Here is a 4936-nt window from a genome sequence, read left to right as displayed (position 1 = left end):
GACCTCGTTGAGTGCTTGCGCCGAGTGTTGGCCAAAGAGCTGCACCGGTAGCCGCCAGCAAGGCACTCAGCAGTTGGCCCATCGTCAGCCAGCCAAAAGCAACAAATCCAAGCTGCGGGTCCGGTTGGCGTGTCCATTCCACGAGAAAGCGGAAAAGGCCATAGAAACAGCAATAGTCAGGGCGAACTGGGCATAGATGATACCGGTCGCGCCTGGCTGTAGAGCGGAGGGGATGAACACAGCCGCAAGTACCACTGTAATCGCCAAAATTGCCCCGGTGATTTGCTTCATCGCCTTCCGTGTCGCCTCTTTGGGCGGTAGGTGCTCCTCTGACATGATCCGTTCGACGTTCTCGATCACCACGATCGCATCGTCCACCACAATGCCGATCGCGAGCACCATCCCGAAGAGTGTGAGCTGATTCAGTGAGAAGTGCAGCAGCGACAGACCGATGAAAGTACCGAGCAGCGCCACCGGAATAACCAGAGTGGGAATCAACGTCGCGCGCAGGTTTTGCAGGAAAATCAGCATCACCACGAACACTAACGCGATGGCTTCCGCCAGGGTCTTGACGACGTCGGTGATCGAAGCAGTAATAAATGGCGTTGTGTCATACGGCACGTTCCAGCTGACGCCGGACGGCAAGTCTCGGGCAAGTTCGGCCATCTCTGCTTTCACGGTCTTGGCAACTGCCAGCGCGTTGGCGCCTGGCAGCAAATAGACACCCATGCCACCGGCCGCCTTGCCCCGGTAACGTGCGGCTGATCCATAGGATTGGGCGCCAAAGGTGATCTTCGCTACGTCGCTCATGCGAATCACGGTGCCGTTGCTATTCGTCAGCAAGATGATGTCGCGGAACTGTTGTAACGAAGAAAATAAGGTGTCACCCGAGACCGTGGCGGTAAAGACTTGGCCCTTCACTGCAGGATCGGCACCCACCGAGCCGGTAGCGAATTGCGCATTCTGCGCGCTGATGGCTTTGAGCACCTGCGTCGTCGAGAGACCGTAGCCTTGCAGCTTATCCGGGTCGATCCAGATGCGTACCGCATATTCCGACCCCAGCATGAACGTGCTGCCTACACCATTAAGGCGCGCGATTACCGGTTGAATCTGCGAAGCGATGATATCGCTCAAACGCGACGCGTCGATCGATGGATTGTTGGACTGCAGTGCCACGAACATCAGAATGTCCGGGCTGGCCTTGGCCACCACCACTCCCTGTTGCGTGACTTGGGAGGGCAGCAATGGCTGGGCCAAGCTGACCTTGTTCTGCACTTGGACTTCCGCCGTATCCGGATTCGTGCCGGTGGCAAAACTCAGCGTGATGACAGCCGTGCCGTTCGAGTTGGATGTCGAACTGAAGTACAGCAGGTTGTCCAGGCTGGTGAGTTGCTGTTCGATGACCTCGGTGACCGTCGACTCCATGGTCGCGGCGCTCGCGCCGGGATAGGTTGCCGTGATGGTCACTTGCGGTGGGGCTATCTCCGGATAGGAGTCGACGCCGAGGTTTCGCATCGAGATGTAGCCGACCAGGCAGATCAGGATTGGGATCACCCAGGCAAAGACCGGGCGATCGATAAAGAAGCTAGGCATGGAGGAGCGTCCTTATTGTGGATTGCCGGATGCCGGGGCAAAAGCGCCCGAAGCGACGGAGGCGCCCTGTGCCGCGGCGCGGGCTGGCGCTTGATAGGGAGCTGCCTTGACTTGACCTCCCTCATGCGCGCTTTGCAAGTTCGTGACGATTACCTGATCGCCACCCTTGAGGCCGCTGGTGACAATCCAATCGGTACCAAGATTATTGGTTGCCGTAACATCTTTGCGGGCGACCTTCCCGGTCTGGTCCGTCACCAGCGCAAAGGCGCCGACGGTATCGCGTTGAATCGCTTCTTGCGGCACTAGGAAAACATTGTTCTGCTGACCGAGATCGACGTTAAGGCTTACATACATGCCGGGCAGGAGTTCGTTCTGCGGATTCGGTAATGTAGCCCGTAAGTTGACCGCACCGGTGGTTGCGTTCACGGCGGCATCCGAGAAATCAAGCGTGCCGACCTTTCCGTAGTTGGCGCCGTCGGGCAGAACCACTTGCACTTTTACCTGATCCTGCCTGGACAAAGCAACGTTGCCGTGACTCTGGGACTCGCGTAACGACAACAGATCCGCTGAGCTCATGGTGAAGTTTACGTAGACCGGGTCGATTTGATTGACTGTCGTCAGCGATGTTCCGCTCGAGCCCGCGTCAGCCGTACCGTTTCCCACTACCGCTCCCACTGTCACTTGCTGCTGGCCCGCGATGCCGCTTATCGGCGACTTGACCTTGGTGTATCCCAGATTGATGCGTGCGCTTTCGACCAAAGCCTGATCGGCATTCACCTTGGCTGCATCGACGCGGACTGCTGCGTCGGCGTTATCGGCGGTTTGCTGCGAGATTGAACCGACCGGCAGCAACTTGTGATAACGCGCCGCATTAACGCGATCGTTGAGATAAGTCGCTTGGTCTTCGCCCAGCACGCCAAGATCATTGTTGAGCTGCGCCTTATAGTAGGTGGGGTCTATCTCAAACAATACCTGGCCGGCCTGGACATTGCTGCCTTCCTTATAATCGCGCTTGATCAGCACGCCGGAGACACGCGCCGTAACATTCGAGCTGAGGTAGGCCGACAGACGTCCAACCATGGGCCGTGTCAGCGCCAAAGTTTGAGGCTGAACCGTCATGACACTGACTTGCGGCGGCGGAGGTGCCGGTGGCTTACTCGCTTTGCTGCAACCAAACAGCACAACAACGCTGAGACCCAGCAGGGGTATTGCCTTCATGAAAACTCCGTTTGTTTCGCGAATCACGACGTAGTCGGTCTCGCCGTCGAGTCGTGTCGCACGATTAGCGATTGGCCGCCGATGTGCGCGCGTTAACTTAAATTGGACGCCTGTCCTGCCAAAGCGAACGATCATGGCGCTAGGTGTTGAGCAGGCATTTGAGCGGAAGAAGCAATAGGATTTGCGGCCACGCCCCGGCTTTCGTTCCATTGCCAACCGCCGCCCAGGTTCTTGACCAGCGAAACCTGACTTTCGACCAACAAGGCCTGAGTGTCTTTTACGCTTTGTGCTGCCTGAATTAGCGTGAGTTGCTGCGTCAGCAAACTCCGCCTGCTAGCCGTGCCTGCGAGCAACTGCGCTTGCTGGCTTGAAAACACTTGTTGGTTACGCTGGAAGACGTTTGCGAGCGCCTGTTCTTGTTGCCGTAAATGGTTATACGAAGAGAGGCTGTCCTCGACGTTCTGGAAAGCAGTCAGCACCGTGCTTCGATAATTCGCGACGTCTTCGTCATAGGTTGCCTCTGCTTCATGAACCGCCGCCGTGCGGGCTCCGCCGTCAAGGAGCGTGCCGGCGAGATCAGGGCCCAAAGTCCAGAAACGGCTCGGCACGGTGAATAGTCGCGCTAGCGTGTTGTGCTCGAAGCCACCCTCGGCAGACAGCGTCAGGTCGGGGAAGAACGCGGCTTCCGCGGCGCCTATTTTGGCATTGGCTGCAGCAGCGGTGCGCTCTGCGCTGACCACATCGTAGCGTCGTTCAAGCAATTGCGAAGGCAAGCCAAGCGGCACTGGAGGCGTTGCATACGCATAGTCTTGCCGGGCTGGCAAAGTAAAGCCTGCAGGGGGCAAGCCGATCAGCACCGCAATTGCATGCTCACATCTTTCGCGTGAGATCTCAGTGTTTTGCAGGTCGGCAATCACAACTTCGAGCGTATCTTGATCGGTCAGAACATCGTCATTGGTATCGATGCCTTGAAGAAAACCAGCCCGTGTCATATCAAGGATCGCGCTGTCGATCTGTTGCTGTTGCTTGAGAAAAGCGATATCAATGTCAGCCTGACGCAGCTCAAAGTAATCGATTGCGAGACTGGTTGCGATCGACAGTCGTTCGCCGGCAAGTTGAGCATCGCTTGCTTGCGCACTTGCTTTAGCTGACTCGATCTGGCGCCGGACTTGCCCCCACAGGTCGAGTTCCCAACTTGCCGACAGGTTCGCGTTGATGAGGTTGGATTGTCCGCCAAGTCCGCCCGATTTGGCTGTGGCACTTGAGCTTGAGCTGTTGATGTTGCCGCCGCTTCGGGACCCGGAGACACCCGCTGTGACCAATGGAAACAAGCTGGCGGTATTAGCTTCGACGGTTGCCTTGGCCAATCGGTACGCCGCTTCTGCTGCGATGATCGATTGATTTGCCTTGAGAGACTTATCCACTAGGTCTGAGAGCGTGGCGTCGTTATAGGCGAGCCACCAAGTGCTGGACAACGAGTCCTGCGGATTCGCCTGGGCCCGTTGCCAGTCGGTGCCTTCCTTGAAGCTCTCGGGCACTGACACCGATGGTCTGTGATAGTCGGGCCCGACGGCACATGCCGTTATACATAGAGTGCATGCGACGATGCCGGTCCATCGCATAGCAAATGAAGACAGGGTGCTCAAGAAAACTCCATTTATTTTGGACTACGATGCACCACGCGTAGGTGTGCACCACAAGCCTTTCTATACGACTGCGCAAAAGAAGCGCGTCATTCAAAACGGACAAAGACCGAACGGGATGATGAGAAACCTGCGCCACTCCAATTACCGCGCCCGACTCGAAAGCCAATCTGCTTACTGACCATCTGATCAGCGATTCGCCGTTTGCGAGCTGATCCGCAGCATTCTGCAATAAAACGGAACGTTGGCGTTCTATTGACACAATCGCTGATTTTCTAAGATTCCGGGATGACTGATTTAACGCAAGAGTAGGTAAGCGCAATAAGTATGTAGCGATGAAATTCCTTTCGCGACTGCCGACAAACAGTAACTCCGAGCGCCTTCGAGTTCGGTCTGCCTTCGCCTCTCTATCAAGGCACAAAGATAAGAAATCTTTTGCGCCATAGGGAGCTGCTGGCGCTCGCGTCGGCAAAGCTGCATTC

At 56.6% G+C, this 4936-nt stretch carries 2 protein-coding genes and 2 pseudogenes; all 4 read right to left on the bottom strand.

All coding sequences use genetic code 11. The features are described 5' to 3' along the window. Positions 1–67: 67 nt before the first annotated feature. Positions 68–166: pseudogene (locus M0974_RS33315) on the bottom strand (prolipoprotein diacylglyceryl transferase); the annotation flags it as partial. A 38-nt stretch (positions 167–204) separates the two neighbouring features. Beyond that, positions 205–1593: pseudogene (locus M0974_RS12020) on the bottom strand (efflux RND transporter permease subunit); the annotation flags it as partial. 12 nt (positions 1594–1605) lie between these two features. Continuing rightward, complete coding sequence (locus M0974_RS12015; protein WP_297836492.1) at positions 1606–3021, bottom strand: efflux RND transporter periplasmic adaptor subunit; 1416 nt, start codon at positions 3019–3021, stop codon at positions 1606–1608. Then, on the bottom strand, positions 2943–4433 hold the full coding sequence (locus M0974_RS12010) for an efflux transporter outer membrane subunit (RefSeq protein WP_297836496.1): 1491 nt from the start codon (positions 4431–4433) through the stop codon (positions 2943–2945). Before M0974_RS12010 ends, M0974_RS12015 begins: the two co-directional genes overlap by 79 nt. Positions 4434–4936: the final 503 nt, after the last annotated feature.

This window comes from Pseudomonas sp., assembly GCF_026224925.1.
Lineage (GTDB): Bacteria > Pseudomonadota > Gammaproteobacteria > Pseudomonadales > Pseudomonadaceae > Aquipseudomonas.
Note: the sequence above shows the minus strand (reverse complement) of the source record. Positions and strands in the feature narration are given on the sequence as shown.

Coding starts and splice junctions, on each gene's coding strand:
- M0974_RS12010 (WP_297836496.1), bottom strand. CDS start 4,433: ATGCGATGGACCGGCATCGTCGCATGCACTCTATGTATAACGGCATGT.
- M0974_RS12015 (WP_297836492.1), bottom strand. CDS start 3,021: ATGGAACGAAAGCCGGGGCGTGGCCGCAAATCCTATTGCTTCTTCCGC.